The organism is Amycolatopsis mediterranei (genome assembly GCF_026017845.1).
Lineage (GTDB): Bacteria > Actinomycetota > Actinomycetes > Mycobacteriales > Pseudonocardiaceae > Amycolatopsis > Amycolatopsis mediterranei.
The window spans coordinates 6,852,846-6,870,602 of sequence record NZ_CP100416.1 but is presented as its reverse complement, the minus strand read 5'-3'; the positions used below and the strand labels follow the sequence as shown (position 1 = coordinate 6,870,602).

The window sequence follows — 17,757 nt, the reverse complement described above, 5'->3', positions numbered from 1 at the left end:
GGTTACTGCCAGACGTCGAGGATCGGCGACTTGCTCGCGGCGCTGCCGATGCCGGGCAGGCCGTAGGCGGCCTCGATCGTGCGCAGGACCGTGTAGTGGTTGATCGACTCGCTGTAGCTGCCGACCTTGACGCCGGCGCCGGTGAACGTCGTGAAGATCTGGTTGACCGACGTGCCGCTGTCCTCGTCGAAGGTGGTGATCAGCAGGCTGTTGTGCGTCTTGGCCCACTGGGCGTAGGCGTCGAGGTGGTTCTTCAGCCAGGTGTCGCCGGTGCCGATGCTGCAGTCGTGCATGTCGTTGCACATATCGGGCGTGACGAACGAAACGGTCGGCAGCTGGGTGAAGTCGCTCGGGAAGGCGGAGTAGCGGAGGTTGCTGGTGGCGGGGACGTTCGAGAAGTCGACCCAGCTGTTGTGCTTGCGCCGGTAGGTGCCGCTGGAGCAGCCGGTGTAGCCGTCCGAGGGCATGGCTTCGGAGTAGCCCTTGAAGGTCTTGCCCGCGCCGATCAGCTGCTGGCCCAGGTTGGCCTTCGCACCGAGGTTGGCCGGGCAGGTGTCGTCGGTGACGCCCTGCGTCGCGCCGGAGAAGAGGGCGACGTAGTTGGGCTGGCTCGGGTGGGTGATCGCGAAGGAGTTCGTGAACTTCGCGCTCTGCGAGGCGAGGGTGTTGAAGTAGGGGGCGCTGGAACTGCCGTTGATCGAGGAGTACTTCTTGTTCTCGAACATCACGAGGACGATGTGGTCGAACGCCGGCACGGCCGCGGCGGTCGGCCGGACGGCGGCGGACTCGTCCGTCCGGGTGACGACGGCCGCCGTGGCGGCGCCGGCGGTGACCAGGGTGGCCGCGGCGAACGCGGCGAAGATCCGCTTGCGGATCATGGGTCCTCCAGCACTGAGGGGGTGGGCGCCTCATGGTGCCCACGGCAGGGGGCCGGTGCGTGAGGTGCTGTGGTCCGGTTCGTGAACACCAGGAAACCTCCGGCGGACAACGGAAAGAGTGGGTGAATGGCTTTCCGGTGTCAACCTCCTTTGGTTGGGGCGTCAGGGCTTTGACAGGTCGTTCCCAGCTCGTTCAAAGGAACGGCGCCGACACTCGGTGCCATGGAATCCATCACCCCGGCCGGACCCGCCCGCCGCGAGCAGGGACGCCGCAAGGCCGCACTGGCGACGGCGGCGGCCGCGGTACTGGCCGCCGCTGCAGCCGGCGCCATCGGCTTCGGCCTCTCGACGGCTTCGGCGGACACCACGCAGAACTCCACGACCACTTCGACTGATTCCCAGGACCAGCTCCAGGCGCCCGACAGCGGCTTGAGCAGCGGCTCCGGCCACGCGCACACCGGCTCGGGTGCGTCGTGACCACGGCGTTCCCGGCGCTGGGCACGACGGCGGAGCTGCTGGTGACCGACCCGGCCCGGCTGGGCGCGGCGGTCGCGGTGCTGCGGGAGGAGCTGGCGGCCATCGATGCGGCGTGCAGCCGGTTCCGGCCGGATTCGGAGATCTCGCGGCTGCACGAGGCGGCCGGGCGGGAGGTCCGGGTGGGGCCGTTGCTGGCGGAGGCATTGGGGGTGGCGTTGCGCGCGGCCCGCTTGACGGAGGGGGTGGTCGACCCGACGGTGGGGGCGGCGGTGCGAGCGTTGGGGTACGACCGCGATTTCGCCTTGGTTGCCGGTGATCGGAACGCGGAGGGACTCGGCGGTGCCGATGATCGGTGCACCGCGGCGGAGCTGAGCCAGGAGCGCGCCGAGGCCGCTGACCTGTACCCCGCATCCGTCCCCGCGCCCGGCTGGCACCGGGTCCTCTTCGACCCCGTCCGGCGGCTCGTCGTCCTCCCGCGGGGTGTCCACCTCGACCTCGGCGCGACCGCCAAGGCCCTCGCCGCCGATCGGGCCGCCCGGCGGATCCACGCCACCGTCGGCTGCGGGACCCTGGTGAACCTCGGCGGCGATCTGCGCGCCTTCGGGCCGCCGCCCACCGGCGGCTGGCTGGTCGCCCTCGGCGACGATCACACCGAGGCCGTCTCCCGGCCGGATGCCACCGTCGCCCTGCACCGGGACGGCGCGCTCGCCACCTCCGGGACCACCCGGCGGCGCTGGCGCCACGGCGGCCGGACCGTGCACCACATCGTCGATCCGCGCACCGGCGACGTTCCCGAACCGCGGTGGCGCACCGTCACCGTCGCCGCCAAGTCCACTGTGGACGCCAACACCGCGAGCACCGCGGCGATCGTCCTCGGCGCCGGCGCACCCCGCTGGCTCGAGCAGCGGCACCTCCCCGCGCGGCTGGCCGGCGTCGACGGCGACGTCGTCACGACACCCGGCTGGCCCGGAGAGCGGGAAGCGGCATGAGCTCCGCGGTGTGGTACTTCAGCCGCGCGACCGGGCTCGTTTCGCTGGTGCTGTTCACCGGTGTCGTCGTCCTCGGCGCGCTCGGCGCCGGCCGGTTCGCCACGCGCGAGTGGCCGCGGTTCGCCGTCGCCGCCGTGCACCGGAACCTCGCGCTGACCAGTCTCGCGTTCCTCGCGGCGCACATCGCGTCGGCGGTCCTCGACGGGTACGTCCCGCTCGGCTGGCTCGACGTCGTCGTCCCGTTCGGCGCGGACTACCAGCCGCTGTGGGTCGGGCTCGGCGCCGTCGCGATCGACCTGGTGCTCGCGATCGTCGTCACCAGCCTCGTGCGCACCCGCCTGCCCGCGCGGGTGTGGCGCACCGTGCACTGGCTGGCCTACCTGTGCTGGCCGGTCGCGCTGGTGCACGGCTTCGGCATGGCCGAGGACGACTCCGCGTACGGCTGGATCGTCGCGCTCGACGTGCTCTGCGTGCTGGCCGTGCTGGGTTCCGTGGGCTACCGCGCGGCCCACGTCCGCAAGTTCGCTGCCCTGGGAGGCACCCGATGAGCATCCTGCCCCCGCACCGGCTCGACCTGGCCGGCCACCGGCGCCGCAACGGCGTCGTGCCGTGGGTCGCCTACCACGGCGACGACGGCCGCGACCGGCTGATCGAAGCCGTCGAGGCGGCGGACCTGCGCGGCCGCGGCGGCGCGGGCTTCCCGACGGCGGTGAAGCTGCGCGCGGCCCGGTCGAAGCGCTCGATCGTCGTCGCGAACGGGTGTGAAGGCGACCCGCTGAGCCGGAAAGACGTCGCGCTGCTGACGCTTTCGCCGCACCTCGTCCTCGACGGCCTGCAGCTCGCCGCGCACGCCATCGGTGCCGCCGAGGCCGTCCTCTGCGTGCACGCGGACAGCCCGGCGCTGCCGGGCGTCGCCGCGGCCCTCGCCGAGCGCGAAGACCGGGCGCCGGTGCGGGTCGCGCAGGTCCCGCGCCGGTACGTCGCCAGCGAGGAGACCGCGCTCGTCCGGTACCTGACGTCGGGGGACGCGCGGCCGCTCGGCAAACGGCCCCGGCCTGCCGAACGCGGCGTGCGCGGGCGCCCGACGCTCGTGTCCAATGTGGAGACCCTGGCGCAGCTGGCCTCGGTGGTTCTTCTGGGGCCGAACCACTACCGGGCGTCCCGGACCGAACTCGTCACGGTCACCGGCGCGGTCCGGCGGCCCGGCGTCGTCGAAGTGGCCGCCGGGACGTCCCTGGCGGACGCGCTGGCCGCGGCGGGTGGCGAAGCGGAGCCGGTGCAGGCGGTGCTCGCCGGCGGTTACGGCGGGACGTGGACGGCGGAGCTCGGCGGCGGTGTGCCGGGGATTGCGGCGGTGCACGCGTTGCCGGTGCGTGCGTGCGGGCTCGAGTACACGGCGAAGGTGCTGGCGTTCCTGGCGGCCGAGTCGGCCCGGCAGTGCGGGCCGTGCACGTTCGGGTTGCCCTCGATCGCGGCGGACTTCGCGGAGTTGGTCCGCGGCGGCCCGGCGGCGCCCCGGCTGGCCCGCCGTCTCCCGCTGCTCACCGGCCGCGGCGCGTGTGCCCACCCGGACGGCGCGGCCCGCCTCGCGGCGAGCGCGCTGCAGGTGTTCGACGCCGACGTCCGCGCCCACCAGGCCGGCGGCCGGTGCCGGGTCCCGGCGGGTGTCGCATGAAGGTGACGGTTGACCCGATCAGGTGTCGCGCGCACGGGTTGTGCGCCGATCTGCTGCCGGAACTGGTGCGGCTCGACGAGTGGGGCTATCCGGTGGTGGCTCCGGGCCCGGTGCCGGCGGAACTGGCGGCGGAGGCGCGTGCCGCGGCCGCGGCGTGCCCGGCATTGGCGTTGCGGCTGCGGAAAGACTGAGCCGGTGCGGTAATCCGGTCGTGCCCTCGTGGTGAAGCGGTTAGCCTTCGCGACCATGGACGGCAAGCTCATCGACCGGATCCGCGGCGCCTGGCGGGTCGCCGCGCTGACCGGCGCGGGCATCTCCACCGCGTCCGGGATTCCCGACTACCGCGGCCCCGAAGGCGTCTGGACGCGCACGCCGAGTGCGGTGAACGCCTTCACGCTCGAGAACTTCATGGCCGACGCCGACGTGCGGCGGGAATTCTGGCGGACGTACGCGGGGCACGCCGCCTGGCGCGCCGAACCGAACGCGGCCCACCGCGCGCTGGCGGAACTCGACGGCGCGGGCGTCGCCGTCCGGGTGCTCACCCAGAACGTCGACGGGCTGCACCAGCGGGCCGGTCTCGCCGCGCGCAAGGTTCTCGAACTGCACGGCACCATGCACACCACGCGGTGCACCGGGTGCGCGGCCGGCTTCCCGACCGCCGAAATCCTCGAGGCGGGCGACGACGACCCGTCGTGCCCGCGCTGCGGCGGCATTCTCAAGCTCGACATCGTCCTTTTCGGACAGAGGCTCGACGGCGACATCCTCGGCCAGGCCAGGAACATCGCGGCGGCGAGCGAACTCTTCCTGGCCATCGGCAGTTCGCTGCAGGTGGAGCCGGCGGCGTCGCTGTGCACGGTCGCGGTGGGGGCCGGAGCGACGCTGGTCGTCGTCAACCGCGACCCGACGCCGTACGACGACGACGCCGATTTCGTGCTGCGGGACGACATCGAGGCCGTCGTGCCGGAACTCTGCGCCGCGGTGAACCGGTGATCCGCGAAAGCCCGCGGCGGCGACTGGCCCGCGATCCGGCCGATCCCGGACGAGGGTGACGTCGGGCTGCGCATCATGTGGCTGGACCTGCGGTGACCCGCCCGCCGAACCGCCAGGTATGCACTTCGACGGCGGCGTACCGATCCGGGGTGAGGACGGCGCGTGCCGCGCTCAGGGTCGCCGCTCTCGTCAGCGCGGCGGTGCCGAGCCAGGCGGTGCCGTCGTCGGACAGGAGTGGTCCGTAGGCGATGAGGTCGTGCCCGTCCGGTGGTTCGACGTCGGCGGGCGGCCCTTCGCCGAGGCCGAGGACCAGGTAGCCGGCCGGCTCGCCGGGGGAGTCCCACATCGTGGTTCTCAGGGTGTTGCGCCACCGGCGCAGCAGGACGTCCCGGTATCCGCCGGCCTGGTAGGTGGGCTCGTCGAAGGCGAACGCGCGAGCCGCGGCCGGGTCCGGCAGGTCGAGGGCGTGCACGCTGCCGGTGGGGGTGCCGGCGTCGTCCAGCGTCGGGCCGCGGGCGATCATCCGGGCCGCGTAGTGGTCCATGTAGGCCCAATGCGCTTCCAGCGTCACCTGCCGCAGCGCCGATGACCCGGGGCGATCGCGGTGGTAGCAGAAGAACTCCATGGACCGAACACTAGCTTTCGGCCGGTCAGCGAATGATCGAATGGGGCGCTTTCGTTCAAGACTGGTCCCGTTCGGTCAGTTCTTCGGCGAAGATGGTGTCGATCTTCCGGGCCGCCGTCCGCAATTTCGCGATGCTCGCCACCAGCAGCGTGAATGCGGCTGCGGGCACCACGAGCAACACGGGCGACCACCCGAAACCGGTGACGGCGACGACGCAGACCAGCGCGAAGATCAGGAAAACTGCCCGGCCGGCGACCCGCGGCCACGCGGGACGGGGCTTGGCGTGCCGGCCGCGAGGTGTGCGGAGAACCGGCCGCGCGAGGGCAGCGTGGACACTCATCCAGACCTCCGGAAATATCGTCGAACCGGCGGGAGGGGATTCCCGGCGGCAGTGCCCGGCGCGGAACGACGCGCCGATGGCACGTGGTGTGTGTCGGGCCGGACGGGGCTCCGGTTACCTGTCGTTATTGGTTCGAGTCCCAATTCACGAAATCGAATTACGGCGCGTTCCGGACGGTTTCCGCACTAGGGCCGTTGGACCCGGTTTCGCGTGCCGGAGGTCCCGTGCCGCCGGTCAGGAGTCGTGGCCTTTGCCTTTGCCCTTGCCGGGGTTTTCGGTCTTCTCGGGCTTGCCGCCCTGCTTCGGCGGCTGGGCGGCGGTCGCCGGGGTTTCGTGGGTGACGGCGGCGGGCTCGAGCGACGCCGGTCCGCTGGTGGCCGGCCCCCGGCTGCCGGCGTCGGAGGGCGGCGCGGAGGTACCGGATTCGGCGAGCGGGGTGGACGACGAAGGTGCGGAAGTGGCGACCGGAGTGTGCGCGGCGGGTGGCTGGGCGGGGGAGCTGGTCCCGCTCTGCTGCTCGACCAGCACCAACGCGGCCACGGCAGCCACGGCGGCGGCGGTCATCCCGGCCGCGACGGCCAGCCGGCGGCGCTTCGGGCTTTCGGCCGGGGGTGCGGCCGCGACGGGATGGAGGTGGGTCGGCGCATCGTCGGCGGGCCAGTCGTGGCCGCCCGAGGTGGTGTCGTGTGTCGAGGCCGCGTCGGCGGTGGGCCGGCTGGGGTCGGCCGAGGGGGTGTCATGTCTCGACGCCGCGTCGGCGGTGGGCCGGCCGGGGGCGGCGGCCGTGGCGGTGCTGCGTGCCGGAGTCGCCTCCTGGTGGGCCGCGTCCGCAGCACCCGAGCCCGCAGCACCCGAGCCCGCTGCACCTGAGCCCGCAGCACCCGCGACCGGGCGGCGACGCCACCGCGGGCTGCGCTCCAGCCGGCTCCACGGCAGCGTCGGCGGCGGGGCGTGCAGCATGTCCAAGGCCTTCGCGGCCGTCGGCCGGTCGGCGGGCTCGCGCTGCGTCATCCGGCGCAACGTGTACGCCAGCGCCGCCGGTGCGTCCTCCGGGATGCGCGGTGGTCTCGTCAGCCGGGCCATGGCCGCCTCGACCATCGTGCCCGGGTACTCCCGTTGTCCCGTCAGGCATTCCAGCAGGATCAAGCCCAGCGCGTACACGTCCGCCGGCGGGCCCGCCGGCTCGCCCGACACCTGCTCCGGCGCCAGGTACGCCGCCGTCCCGGGGATCAGGCCCGTGCCCGTGATGTGGGTGGTGTCGAGCGCGTGGGCGATGCCGAAGTCACCGATCAGGGGACCGTCCGCGGACAGGAACACGTTGGCCGGCTTCAGGTCGCGGTGCACGATCCGCCGCGCGTGGACGTGGGCCAGCGCCTCGGCGAGCCCGTCGGCCAGCGCCGTCACGTCCGCCGCCGGCATCGGACCGCCCAGGAGGCGCTCCGCGAGGTTCTCGCCCTCGACGAGCTGCATCACCAGGTACGTCCGGCCGTTCTCGTCGCCACTGTCCAGCAGGGCGACCACGCCCGGGTGGCTGATGCTGCCCTGGATCGTCATCTCGCGCAGCCGGCGCCGCTGGTCGAGCGCCACCGCGTCCCGGTCGTAGATCTTCACGGCGACCTCGCGGGTCAGCCGGACGTCGTAGGCGCGGTAGACGCGGGCCGTGGCGCCGCTGCCGATCAGCCGGCCGACCTCGTAGCGCCCGCCCAGCAACCCGGGTGGGTGCTCGTCGTCGAGGGCGCTGCGTGGGGTGATGGTGAATTCACCGAGTGCATAACGGCCACGGGTGACTTCTGCCCCGTCCCTCGTCGGCGGGCGCCCCGTTCTCCCGGCTTCGTCGGCCACGGGCGCCAGGTACCCCGGTCCCGTGGACGGCAAACGTCGGAAGATCACGAAGAGAGTATCGTCCGAGGCCCCGCCGACGTGACAATCACTCCTGCGCGAACGCGTCCACGCCGGTCAGCCGGGCCGACAGCGTCCACAGGCGCGCGGCCTGCTCACGGTCGACGGCGTACTGGCGGACCCCGGACTCGGCGAGGCCCTCGGCGCCCTCCGGCGCGAGCTCGGCGACGTCGCAGTCCTCCAGGTACAGCCCGCCGAGCCCGGCCAGCTGCGGCGAGGTCGCCGCCCAGACCGTGGTCGCGGCGCCCTGCTCGGGGGTCTTGAACCGCACCAGGTAGTTGCCGGCCTCGTCGATCCAGCCGCGTTCGATCATTTCCGCCCGCGGCAGGTGCCGCTGCAGCGGTGTCATGATGCCGCCGGGGTGCAGCGCGAACGCGTGGACGTCCTTCTCGGCGCCCAGCCTGTCGAGCTGGACGGCGAAGAGCACGTTCGCGGTCTTGGCCTGCCCGTAGGCCTGCCACTTCTCGTAACCGGTCTCGAAGTGGACGTCGTCCCAGCGGATCGGCGAGTAGTGGTGGCCGCGCGAGGACAGCGAGACCACGCGGGCGCCCTCGGCGACCGCCGGCCACAGCCGGTTGACCAGCGCGAAGTGGCCGAGGTGGTTGGTGGCGAACTGGGCCTCCCAGCCCGGCCCGACGCGGGTCTCGGGGCAGGCCATGATGCCGGCGTTGGCGATGAGGAGGTCGATCCGCCGTCCGGTCGCCAGGAAGCGCTCGGCGAACGCGCGGACGCTCTCCAGGTCGCCCAGGTCCAGCTCGTCGATCTCGACGCCTTCGATGCCGGCGAGCGCTTCCTCGGCGGTCTCGCGGCGGCGGGCCGGGACGACGACGTGGGCGCCGGCGCCGGTCAGCGCGCGGGTGGTTTCGAGGCCGATCCCGGAGTACCCGCCGGTGACGACGGCGAGTTTCCCGGTGAGGTCCACGCCTGCGACGGCTTCGGCGGCCGTGGTGGTGGCGCCGAAGCCCGAACCGATCTTGTGCTGTGCGGTGGTCATGGATCCGACGCTACGAGCTGGAGTGCACTCCAGCGCAAATCGCGGCCGGGGCCGAAACGGGGGACAATCGGCGGGAGAGGCACACCCGACCCAGGAAGGCTCTGATGGCCGACTACTACGGGAACCAGCCCCAGGACGTCCGCCCGGGCATCGACGCGCGCCGCCTGTGGGCGGGCGGCGTGGCGACGGCGGTGGTCGCGGCCCTGCTCGCGGTCGTCGGGCTGCTGATCGCACGCGGGATCTTCGAGGTCGAAGTGCTCGCCCCAAAAGGCGAAGGCGTCTGGGGCAACGCGAGCACCACGACGTACGCGCTGGTCGCCGCCGCGGTGGCCCTGCTCGCCACCGGGCTGATGCACCTGCTGAGCGTGGCGACGCCGGCGCCGTCCCAGTTCTTCGGCTGGATCATGGTGCTCGTCACGTTGATCGCGGTGGTGCTGCCGCTGACCCTGACGGTGGCGCCGAGCGCGAAGATCGCCACGGCGGTGATCAACCTGGTGATCGGCCTGGTCATCGCCGCGGTGGTGAACAGCATGGCGGCCAGCGCCCGGACGCTGCACCGGCGCCGCACCCAGCAGCAGAGCGCGCCGCCGCCGAACCGGCAGCAGGGCGCGCCGCCGCCGCCGACCCGGCAGCAGTGGACCCAGCAGGACCCGCCGACCCGGTACTACGACCGGTGACCGTCGTGGACATCCGGGAGACCAACCGCCGGGTGATCGAGCAGTTCCGCGCGGGCGGCGAGGTCGAGGGCATGCACCGCGAGCGCCTGGCGCTGCTGACGACGACGGGCCGGCTTTCCGGCGAGCCGCGGACGGTTCCGATGATGGTCCACCGCGACGGCGAGAGGTGGCTGGTGGTGGCGTCCAACATCGGCGCGCCCCACCACCCGGACTGGTACCTGAACCTCGAGGCCGACTCGCGGGTGCGCGTCGAGGTGGACGGCCGGTCCTTCGACGCGGAGGCGCTGCCGCTGCTGGGCGCGGATTACGTGCGGACGTGGACGGAGCTGGAGAAGGAGTACCCGTTCCTGGCGGATCACCAGGCGAAGGCCCGGCAGGCCAGGCGGGTGATCCCGATCGTGGAACTGTCCGAAGAGGACTGATCTAGTCCTCTTCGGACGGTCCTACTTGCTCGCCACGCGGCGGTACCGCGCCGTCGCCAGGGGGGCGAAGATCGCGATGATCGCCAAGCAGCACAGGATCGCGTACAGCGCCGCGTTCTCCGCCGGCCAGCCTGTCGGCGGGACGCCGAAGCGGTTTCCGAACAGGTCCCGCGTCGCGTTGATCACCGCCGTGAACGGGTTCCACTCCGCGATCGCCTTCAGGAACGGGGGGAGCGTGTCCGTCGGGACGAACGCCGAGGAGATGAAGCTCAGCGGGAACATCCAGATCAGCCCGGCGCTCTGCGCCACCTCCACACTGCGCGCCGCCAGGCCGATCAGGGCGCCGACCCAGGACAGGGCCCACGCGAACATCAGCATCACCAGGTAGCCGAGCAGCGCGTCCCAGAAGCTGCCGCGGATGCGCCAGCCGACCAGCAGCCCGCACAGCGACATCACGATCAGCGCCACCACGCTCACGACCAGGTCCGACGTCGTGCGGCCGAGGACCACCGCGATGCGGGACATCGGCAGCGAGCGGAACCGGTCGATGATGCCCTTCTGCAGGTCGTTCGCGAACCCGATCACCGTGAACGCCGAGTTGAACGCCACCGTCTGGGCGAAGATCCCGGCGATCAGGAACTCGCGGTACGCGGCGCCGCCCGCTTCGCCGCCGATCGCGTTGCCGAAGACGTAGGCGAACAGCAGCACGAACATGATCGGCTGCAGCGTCGCCGCCATCAGCCAGTCGGGGTTGCGGCGGACGTTCATCAGGTTGCGCCACGTGACGATGCCGCCGTCGGAGATGCCCTTCGCGAACGCGTTCATTTCGAGACCCCTTCGGTCGACGAGGCGCCGTGGCCGGTCAGGGACAGGAAGACGTCGTCCAGCGTCGGCCGGTGCAGGCCGACGTCCTGGACGGTGATGCCTTGGGAATCGAGCCGCCGCAAGGCCTCGATCAGCGCTTTCGGCCCGGTGTCGACCAGGATTTCGGCGCGCCGCGTGTGGGCGTCGCCGGCCGGCTCGCCGGTGCCCACCTCGCGCAGCACATCCAGGGTCTTCGGCAGGTCCGCGGCCGAGGCGACGACCAGCTCCAGGCGTTCGCCGCCGGTCTGCGCCTTCAGTTCGTCCGCCGTGCCGCGGGCGATCACCCGGCCGTGGTCGATCACCACGATCGAGTCGGCGAGCTGGTCGGCCTCTTCGAGGTACTGCGTGGTCAGCAGCACGGTCGTGCCGTCGGCGACGAGCTCCTTGATGACCTCCCAGGTGTCGAGCCGCCCGCCCGGGTCGAGGCCGGTGGTGGGCTCGTCCAGCACCACGACGGTGGGCTCGGCGATCAGCGCGCCGGCCAGGTCGAGACGCCGCCGCATGCCCCCGGAATAGCCCTTCGCCGGCCGGTCGGCGGCCTCCTCGAGCCGGAACCGCGTGAGCAGCTCCCGGGCGCGGGAGCGGGCCGCGGCCTTCTTGCGGCCGTAGAGCCGCCCGACCATGTAGAGGTTCTCGAACCCGGTGAGGTTCTCGTCGACGGCGGCGTACTGGCCGGACAGCCCGATCCGCTGCCGCACCTCGTCCGGCTCGGCCAGCACGTCGTACCCGGCCACGTGCGCCGACCCCGAGTCGGGGCGCAGCAGCGTGGTCAGGATGCGCACGGTGGTGGTCTTCCCGGCGCCGTTCGGGCCGAGCAGGCCGAGCACCTGCCCGGCCGGGATGTCGAGGTCGACGCCGTCGAGCGCGCGCGTCGAACCGTAGGTTTTCACGAGCCCGCGTACCCGGACGGCTGGGTCCGGTTCCGGCTGTGGCATGGCGGCTCCCCCTTCAGGTGACCCCGACAAGCTAGGCCACCCTGCCCGGTTTGTCCTCGGGGTTTCTCCCTGAGACGGCTCAGCCTGCCGAAAGCGTGACGGCGAACTCCGGGGGCGTCCGCAGCGACTGGAACACGACGCAGTAGCGCTCGGTCAGCTTCTTGAGCGTCGCCAGCTGGTCCTCGCTCGCGTCGGTGTCGAGGTCGAACGCCAGCCGGATAGCGCGGAAGCCCACCGGAGCGTCCTTCGCCACGGCGAGGGTGCCGCGGAAGTCGAGGTCGCCTTCGGCCCGCACGCGCCCGCCCCGGACGGTCAGGCCCAGCGACGTCGCGACGGCCCGCAGAGTCACCCCCGCGCACGCGACGAGCGCTTCGAGCAGCATGTCACCCGAACAGGCGAGGGTGCCGTCGCCGCCCGTGGCCGGGTGCAGGCCGGCCTCCACGACCGCGCGGCCGGTTTCGACCTTGCACGAGATGCCGAGGCCGGCCAGCTCGGCGTCGGCGTGCAGCGTGATCAGCGCGCTTTCCGGGTCCTCGCGGTACTTGTCCTTCAGCGGCGCCTGGGTCGCCCGCAGTTCTTCGGTGTCCATCCGCCGATTCTGCTCCTGGAAACGCGGAAGCGGGGAGGCCGGAATCCCGGCCTCCCCGCTCCTACGGTTCAGTTGTTCAGCTCAGGGTGACGGCCACGTCGTCGATGACGAACGAGGTCTGCAGCGAGCTGTCTTCGGTGCCGGTGAACTTCAGCGCGAGGGTGCCGCCGGCCGCCGACGAGACGTCGATGGTCTTGAGCGCGTACCCGGACGCCTTGTTCAGGTTGGAGTAGCTGCCCAGCGTCGTGCTGCCGTTGGTCACGGTCAGCTTGTCGTAGGCGGTGGAGGTGGTCGTCTCCGCGGTGTCGATGTGCAGGTAGAACGTCAGGCTGGCGTGGCAGCCCGCCGGGACGCTCACCGACTGCGCGATCGACTCGGTGGTGGTGGAGCCGTAGCCGTCGAGCCAGGACGAGTAGGTGCCGCCGTGCGCGGCCTGACCCTGCGAGGCCCACTGGCCGATGGAGCCGGTGGTGCCGGTCCAGCTGCCGCTACCGGATTCGAAGCCGCCGTTGACGATCTTCTGGCCGGAGCAGCCGGTGGTGGTGCCGACGGTCCAGCTGAACGACGCCGTGCCGGTCTTGTTGGCCGCGTCCTTCGCCGTCACCGTGACGCTCGAGGTGCCCGCGGTGGTCGCGGTGCCCGAGATGACGCCGGTGGAGGCGTTGATCGACAGGCCGGCCGGCAGGCCGGTGGCGGTCCAGGAGTACGGCGCGGTGCCGCCCGAGGCCGACAGCGGCAGGTTCACCGCGGTGCCGGTGACGGTCGACTGGTTGCCCGGGTTGGACACGGTGACCGTGCCGGTCGCCGAGCAGGTCGGGTCGGCCGACTGCGCCGGGACGGAGATCGCGTCCCACGCCGCCTTGACGGTGTTGAACTCGGTGCAGCTGCCCGGGAACAGGTTCTTCGCCGCGGTCAGCGTCCAGGTGCGGTACTTCAGGTACGAGCTGCCGGAGGTCTTGAGCAGCATCGCGTTGTAGAAGATCTTCACCGCGGTCTGCACACCGAGGCCGGTGACCGTCGAGCTGTTGCACGTGGTGCTGGTCGGCTGGCCGTTGGTCGGGTTCGTGCCCTCGGCCAGCAGGTAGAACCAGTGGTTGCCGGGGCCGGCGGCCGCGTGCACCTCACCGTTGGGAACGCTGCTGTCGTAGCAGTTCTTGTCGCCCAGCGCCGACGGGTTGTACATGTTGCGGATCGGGCCGGAGCCGACCAGGTTCACCTGCTCGCCGACGAGGAAGTCCGGCTGGTCGTAGGGAGCGGGCTCGTTCGCGAACCACTCGGTCGAGGCGCCGAAGACGTCCGCGACGAACTCCTGGGTGCCCGAACCCGAGATGCCGCCGGGGGTGTGGTCGTCGATGCCGTGGCCGTGCTCGTGCGCGACGACGTCGATCGAGCCGATCCAGCCGCCGGCGGTGTTCTTGCCGATCTGGACCTGGCTGCCGTCGTAGTAGGCGTTCTGGTCGTTCAGGCCGACGCGGATCGGCCAGCCGCCGCCGTTGCCGTCGAAGCTGTTGCGCCCCAGCCACTGCGAGAGCATCTTGTTCTCGGTCTGCGCGGCGAACAGCGCGTCGACGCAACCGGTTTCGCGGTTGCTCGCGGTGCCGTTGCCCCAGAGGTCGTCCGGTCCGCTGAAGGTCGTGTTGTTGGCCGCGTCCTGGCAGGACGTGTTGGTGATGGTCGGGTCCTTCAGCGAGTACGTGCTGCCCGAGTGCGTGGTGTCGAGGTGCACCGGGTTCGGCCCGTTCCACGCGCTGGTGCCGTCACCGTTGAGGACGTGCTCCTGGGTCTTGAGCACCTTGCCGGTGGTGGCGTCGACGATGACGTCGAGCCGGCTCGGGCCCTCGGCGTCGCGGCCGACGACGGTGCTCTTCCACGCCAGGGTCGGGGAACCGAGCGCGAAGACGACCTGCTGCGCGGGGCTCACGCTGTCCACCGCGGACAGCTGCTGCCGCGCGGTCGCCTCGGCCGCGGCCTGCGAGACTTTCGCCGTGTTCGTGGCGAGGTCGATCGTCTGGTCCTGGGCGACGGAGGTGCCGAGCACCTGGCCCGTCGAGTCGGTCGCCACCACGAAGTCGCCGCCCACCACGGGCAGGCCCTTGTAGCTGCGCTCGTAGGGGATGTACTTCAGGCCGTTGGTCGCGGAAATCGCTTTCTGGGCCAGGAAAACGTCGTCCGCACTCGCGTGCAGCGCGGCGGGACGGCTCGCTACGAGCCCGGCCGCCGCCGACACGGCCAGGGTCTGGGCGTCCGGGACGGCGTTCGGGGTGGCGGGCTGGGCCTGGGCGGTGGTGGTCGTGCACACCGCGGCGATCAGCGCGCCGCTGGCGGCCAAGACCAATGGACGTCTCAGGTGCATCGGGGGAGCTCCTCCGGGCAGGGCGAACCGGCCCGGGGTCGAGCCGGGCCGAGAACGGGGACGACGGGGAAAAATGGTGCGGCTTAGCGGAAATCAGCATCCGGTGTGAAAGCCCCGTGAACAAGCGACGAACGTAGGAGTCTTATCGGCGAGTAGCAATACATCGCAAATGGGACATTCGACACGATTGGGATCTTGGGCGACGAGTGTCCACTGAGGACTGAATGGAGATCACCGCCGTTCGGGCGATCTTCACCGCTGCATCGGGGGCCGGGTGGCGGAGTCCCGGATGGCACTGCGTCCAAACGCCGAAGGCCCCTTCGCCAATCGGCGAAGGGGCCTTCGGTGGTACTGGTGTCAGGCGGTCTTCTCGCGCTTCGGGAGCTTCCAGCCCGGGCGCACGAAGTGGCACGTGTACCCGTTCGGGATGCGCTGCAGGTAGTCCTGGTGCTCCGGCTCGGCCTCCCAGAAGTCACCCACCGGGCTGACTTCGGTGACGACCTTGCCCGGCCACAGCCCCGACGCGTCGACGTCGGCGATCGTGTCCTCGGCGACCCGCTTCTGCTCGTCGTTCTCGAAGAAGATCGCCGAGCGGTAGCTCAGGCCGATGTCGTTGCCCTGGCGGTCCTTCGTCGTGGGGTCGTGCACCTGGAAGAAGAACTCGAGCAGGTCGCGGAACGTGGTCTGCGCGGGGTCGTAGATCACCTCGATGGCCTCGGCGTGCGTGCCGTGGTTGCGGTAAGTGGCGTTCTGGACGTCGCCGCCGCTGTAACCGACCCGGGTCGAGATCACCCCGGGCTGACGGCGGAACAGCTCCTGCATGCCCCAGAAGCAGCCGCCGGCCAGGACGGCCCTTTCGGTTGACGTGGTCACGGCGTCACTCCTTCTCCTCGTGCGGTGCTACCGCCCGTTACAACTGCCCCGGACCCGCGATGATTCCACGCGGGTATTACGGAAGCCTGACGTGACGTGGGACGATGGTCCCGGGACGGGATGACTCCCGGGAGGCGCGATGCGCAACGACGACATCGCCTCGGAACGCTCCGGCGGCGTGCTGGTCGTCGAGATGTGTGGCGAGCCCGGCATCACGACGGTGCTGCGCCGGGCGTCGGTGCTCGAGACCGCTCTCTGCGGACTGCCGTGGCCCCGGCTGCTGGTGATCGACCTCGCCCGGCTGGACTTCCTCTCCGAACGCGGGGTCCGCGGCCTGCTCGAGGCGATCGAGCGCTGCCGCGACCGGGGCCTGCCGGGGTGCCTGGTCGCCTCGCCGGGCACGGGCGTCGAACGGGTGGTCCGCCGCACCGGGCTCGCCGAGCTGGTGCGGGTGTTCCCGGACCGCCTGGCGACGATCGCCGCCTACCAGCCGGTCGAGATGCGCTGGCTGCCCTGCTGAGCGTCAGCGTCAGCGTCAGCCGAGGCCGTAGGTCTGCGGGTGGTCGACCGTGCAGACGAGGGCGTCGCGCCGGGCGCGCCCGCCGTCCGGGGCGATCAGCGGGCTGGCGGTGTGCAGGAAGCGGGCGTCCTCGAACACGATCAGCTGCCCCGGCTCCAGCCGCTGGGTGTGCACCGCGGTCCCCGGCGCGCCGGGGCGGAACAGCGACGTCTCCGCGCCGGCGCCGGCCCGGTCCACGACGTAGACGAAGACGAACTCCTCGCCGTCGGCGTGCGGGCGCGTCACGACGTTGGTGAACGTCCGGAAGAGGTTGACGCCGAACGTTCCCCGCAGCTGGCGGCGGCCTTCCGGGATGAGGCCGAGCGCGGCCCGGATCCAGGACGCGAACAGCGGATCGTGCGCCACGGGCGTCCGGGCGTACTCGCGCCGCCCGGGGCGGCCGCCCCGGTCCTCGATGGCGATTTCGGAGTGCTCGGTGAGCACCGGGGTCTCGCCGTCCCACGCGTACTCGACGACGTCGCGGGCGCGCTCCCGGTCGGCGGGGATGTCGCCGGGGTAGCAGCGGAGGACGTCCGGGGTGAAGTACGTGCTCAGCAGGTGCTCGCGCAGGCGCGCGCCGGGCAGCCCGAGCTCGTCGTCGGACACGACGAGGTAGCCGTCGGTGTCGAGCCGCTTCCGGTACAGGTGGAGTTCTTCGCCTGCGGGAACGGGAAAGTCGAAAGCCATGCGTTGTCCCAACGTGAAGGGAAGGGGATCAGCCGAACTGCGCGGTCTGGATTTCACGGATCAGGGCGCGGCTTTCGTCGGGTTCGAGGGAGGCGGCCACGAGGGCGTCGTGGTAGCCGCGGTAGTACTCGACCGTCTTGGCGGTTTCGATGTGCCGAAACCCGGCGTGGGTTTCGATGTGCACGATGTCGCGGTCGAGCTCGTTCTCGAACTCGAAGTAGGCGTACATGCAGCTCATCGAGAACAGCGGGGGATGGGCGAAGGGGAACACGCGCAGTTCGATGTTCGGCGCGGTCGACCGTTCGACCAGGTGGTCCAGCTGGGCGTGCATGATCTCGCGGGAGCCGACGAACTGCCGCAGGGCGGACTCGTGGGTCACCGCGACCAGTCTCAGCGGCTCCATGTCCTCGCGTTCGGCGAGGACGTGCTTGCGGTGCTCGCGCAGGTCGACGAGCCGGTCGACCTCCTCGGCCGACCACCACGGCTCGTGCGTCGAATACTGGGCCCGGGCGTAGTCGGGGGTCTGCAGGAGCACCGGCAGCAGCGGGATCGTGTAGATCCGGGCCACCGAGGCTTCGGACTCGTACGCGAGGTGGGCGTCGAGGCCGGGGGTCGCCGTGGTCTGCGAGTAGTCGGTCCACCAGCCCTGCCGCCCGGACGCCTTCACCCAGCGCATCAGCCGCTCGGCCAGCTGCGTGTTCTCGATGCCGTAGAAGCGGATCAGGTCGCGGACGTCCCTGGCCTGCGGGCTGCCCTGCGCGTTCTCCAGCCGGGACAGCTTCGACGTCGAGATCAGCAGCGCTTCGGCCACTTCCTCGAGGGTCCGGCCGGATTCGTCACGCAGGCCCTTGAACGTGTCCGCGATCCGGCGACGCGGCACGATCGGACCTTGCATGGGGGCCATGGGACCTTCGTTCTCGCGGTGGGTCGT

At 71.5% G+C, this 17,757-nt stretch carries 21 protein-coding genes; 9 read left to right on the top strand and 12 right to left on the bottom strand.

Annotation, left to right across the window (positions count from 1 at the left end; translation table 11 throughout):
• Window positions 1-2: 2 nt before the first annotated feature.
• Window positions 3-878 (bottom strand): alkaline phosphatase family protein, encoded by an 876-nt coding sequence (locus tag ISP_RS30465; RefSeq protein WP_013227738.1) that lies wholly within the window; start codon window positions 876-878, stop codon window positions 3-5.
• Window positions 879-1,100: 222 nt separating this feature from the next.
• Between ISP_RS30465 and ISP_RS30460 the strand changes: the two genes are divergently transcribed.
• From ISP_RS30460 to ISP_RS30435, 6 genes are read left to right on the top strand one after another with little or no spacing between them, the layout of a single operon-like run.
• On the top strand, window positions 1,101-1,355 hold the full coding sequence (locus tag ISP_RS30460; RefSeq protein WP_013227737.1) for a hypothetical protein: 255 nt from the start codon (window positions 1,101-1,103) through the stop codon (window positions 1,353-1,355).
• Window positions 1,352-2,344, top strand: coding sequence for an FAD:protein FMN transferase (locus tag ISP_RS30455; RefSeq protein WP_013227736.1), 993 nt, complete (start codon window positions 1,352-1,354; stop codon window positions 2,342-2,344). The genes ISP_RS30460 and ISP_RS30455 overlap by 4 nt, the downstream gene beginning before the upstream one ends.
• Window positions 2,341-2,892, top strand: coding sequence for a ferric reductase-like transmembrane domain-containing protein (locus ISP_RS30450; RefSeq protein WP_013227735.1), 552 nt, complete (start codon window positions 2,341-2,343; stop codon window positions 2,890-2,892). Before ISP_RS30455 ends, ISP_RS30450 begins: the two co-directional genes overlap by 4 nt.
• Window positions 2,889-4,019, top strand: a complete 1,131-nt coding sequence (locus ISP_RS30445) for an NADH-ubiquinone oxidoreductase-F iron-sulfur binding region domain-containing protein (RefSeq protein ID WP_013227734.1) — start codon at window positions 2,889-2,891, stop codon at window positions 4,017-4,019. The genes ISP_RS30450 and ISP_RS30445 overlap by 4 nt, the downstream gene beginning before the upstream one ends.
• On the top strand, window positions 4,016-4,210 hold the full coding sequence (locus tag ISP_RS30440) for a ferredoxin (RefSeq protein ID WP_034286349.1): 195 nt from the start codon (window positions 4,016-4,018) through the stop codon (window positions 4,208-4,210). The genes ISP_RS30445 and ISP_RS30440 overlap by 4 nt, the downstream gene beginning before the upstream one ends.
• 55 nt (window positions 4,211-4,265) lie before the next feature.
• On the top strand, window positions 4,266-5,009 hold the full coding sequence (locus ISP_RS30435) for an SIR2 family NAD-dependent protein deacylase (protein WP_013227733.1): 744 nt from the start codon (window positions 4,266-4,268) through the stop codon (window positions 5,007-5,009).
• A 73-nt stretch (window positions 5,010-5,082) separates the two neighbouring features.
• On the opposite strand, the gene ISP_RS30430 is transcribed toward ISP_RS30435, so the two are convergent.
• From ISP_RS30430 to ISP_RS30415, 4 genes are all read right to left on the bottom strand, one after another.
• Window positions 5,083-5,634, bottom strand: a complete 552-nt coding sequence (locus ISP_RS30430; RefSeq protein WP_013227732.1) for a YciI family protein — start codon at window positions 5,632-5,634, stop codon at window positions 5,083-5,085.
• Between the two features lie 55 nt (window positions 5,635-5,689).
• A complete protein-coding gene (locus tag ISP_RS30425) occupies window positions 5,690-5,974 on the bottom strand; it encodes a hypothetical protein (RefSeq protein ID WP_013227731.1) in 285 nt (94 codons plus the stop codon).
• A gap of 234 nt (window positions 5,975-6,208) precedes the next feature.
• Complete coding sequence (locus ISP_RS30420; protein ID WP_230468440.1) at window positions 6,209-7,864, bottom strand: serine/threonine-protein kinase; 1,656 nt, start codon at window positions 7,862-7,864, stop codon at window positions 6,209-6,211.
• 37 nt (window positions 7,865-7,901) lie between these two features.
• The gene (locus ISP_RS30415; RefSeq protein WP_013227729.1) at window positions 7,902-8,867 is read right to left on the bottom strand and encodes an SDR family NAD(P)-dependent oxidoreductase; all 966 of its coding nucleotides are present in this window, start codon (window positions 8,865-8,867) and stop codon (window positions 7,902-7,904) included.
• A 104-nt stretch (window positions 8,868-8,971) separates the two neighbouring features.
• Between ISP_RS30415 and ISP_RS30410 the strand changes: the two genes are divergently transcribed.
• Complete coding sequence (locus ISP_RS30410) at window positions 8,972-9,544, top strand: DUF6069 family protein (protein WP_013227728.1); 573 nt, start codon at window positions 8,972-8,974, stop codon at window positions 9,542-9,544.
• On the top strand, window positions 9,541-9,966 hold the full coding sequence (locus tag ISP_RS30405; protein ID WP_013227727.1) for a nitroreductase/quinone reductase family protein: 426 nt from the start codon (window positions 9,541-9,543) through the stop codon (window positions 9,964-9,966). The genes ISP_RS30410 and ISP_RS30405 overlap by 4 nt, the downstream gene beginning before the upstream one ends.
• A gap of 21 nt (window positions 9,967-9,987) precedes the next feature.
• On the opposite strand, the gene ISP_RS30400 is transcribed toward ISP_RS30405, so the two are convergent.
• From ISP_RS30400 to msrA, 5 genes are all read right to left on the bottom strand, one after another.
• Entirely contained in the window at window positions 9,988-10,791 is an 804-nt protein-coding gene (locus tag ISP_RS30400) for an ABC transporter permease (protein WP_013227726.1), read from the bottom strand.
• Window positions 10,788-11,765: a daunorubicin resistance protein DrrA family ABC transporter ATP-binding protein gene (locus ISP_RS30395; RefSeq protein WP_014467380.1), complete on the bottom strand. Its 978-nt coding sequence runs from the start codon at window positions 11,763-11,765 to the stop codon at window positions 10,788-10,790. The genes ISP_RS30400 and ISP_RS30395 overlap by 4 nt, the downstream gene beginning before the upstream one ends.
• 79 nt (window positions 11,766-11,844) lie before the next feature.
• Window positions 11,845-12,354 carry an OsmC family protein gene (locus ISP_RS30390; RefSeq protein ID WP_013227724.1) on the bottom strand — a complete coding sequence of 170 codons (510 nt, stop codon included), beginning with the start codon at window positions 12,352-12,354 and terminating at the stop codon, window positions 11,845-11,847.
• 76 nt (window positions 12,355-12,430) lie between these two features.
• The gene (locus ISP_RS30385) at window positions 12,431-14,707 is read right to left on the bottom strand and encodes a M4 family metallopeptidase (protein ID WP_034286347.1); all 2,277 of its coding nucleotides are present in this window, start codon (window positions 14,705-14,707) and stop codon (window positions 12,431-12,433) included.
• Window positions 14,708-15,064: 357 nt separating this feature from the next.
• Window positions 15,065-15,580: a peptide-methionine (S)-S-oxide reductase MsrA gene (gene msrA, locus ISP_RS30380; RefSeq protein WP_013227722.1), complete on the bottom strand. Its 516-nt coding sequence runs from the start codon at window positions 15,578-15,580 to the stop codon at window positions 15,065-15,067.
• 139 nt (window positions 15,581-15,719) lie between these two features.
• Between msrA and ISP_RS30375 the strand changes: the two genes are divergently transcribed.
• Window positions 15,720-16,100, top strand: coding sequence for an STAS domain-containing protein (locus ISP_RS30375; protein ID WP_013227721.1), 381 nt, complete (start codon window positions 15,720-15,722; stop codon window positions 16,098-16,100).
• Between the two features lie 15 nt (window positions 16,101-16,115).
• Here the strand turns inward: ISP_RS30375 and ISP_RS30370 are convergent, their stop codons facing one another.
• On the bottom strand, window positions 16,116-16,826 hold the full coding sequence (locus tag ISP_RS30370; protein WP_013227720.1) for a 2OG-Fe dioxygenase family protein: 711 nt from the start codon (window positions 16,824-16,826) through the stop codon (window positions 16,116-16,118).
• A 28-nt stretch (window positions 16,827-16,854) separates the two neighbouring features.
• A complete protein-coding gene (locus tag ISP_RS30365; RefSeq protein WP_014467379.1) occupies window positions 16,855-17,721 on the bottom strand; it encodes a helix-turn-helix domain-containing protein in 867 nt (288 codons plus the stop codon).
• Between the last annotated feature and the right edge of the window lie 36 nt (window positions 17,722-17,757).